Source organism: Mesorhizobium sp. WSM4823 (assembly GCF_055811195.1).
In genome coordinates, this window is sequence record NZ_JBVVQL010000056.1 from 1 (window position 1) to 465 (window position 465).

1 pseudogene is annotated in these 465 nt (G+C 65.2%); it reads right to left on the reverse strand.

The features are described 5' to 3' along the window. Nucleotides 1-465: pseudogene (locus AC0L26_RS31995) on the reverse strand (Ulp1 family isopeptidase); the annotation flags it as partial.

The following is a 465-nucleotide window of genomic DNA, read 5'->3' on the forward strand; positions in this document are numbered from 1 at the left end:
CCTCTGCCTCTTCGCCGGTCTCAACAGCGCTGTGTAATGTTCGTCGTTGATGATGACGCCCCCGCTGTTCACGCGGTTGCTGCCGTCAGGTGGGCTCGGCAGCTCGTTAGGGGCCTCGCGCGTCTGGCCCAAGTGCTGGTCAAACGGCGCTGGCGCGACTTGTCGGGCTTGCTGCTCTTGGAATACGGCGTGTTGCACCTGCGACCCGGCTGCTCCCAAGGCTTCCGCAGGGATTGCGGCAAGCTCGTGCGGCAAGCGGCCCTGCCTCAGTCGGTTTTGCAGCGCCTGCCGGTCGGCGACGAGATAGTCGAGGTGCAGCGGCAGCTGCGGGACTGGCCGCTCTTCGTTCGCCAATCTCTGAACCAGCGCGCGCGTGCCGTCCACCACGAAGACGCCGCAATCAACACCGTTGTTCTGCCGGGCCATGGCGGGTGTCACAAAGGTGGTCGCGTCCAGTCTTGTTGC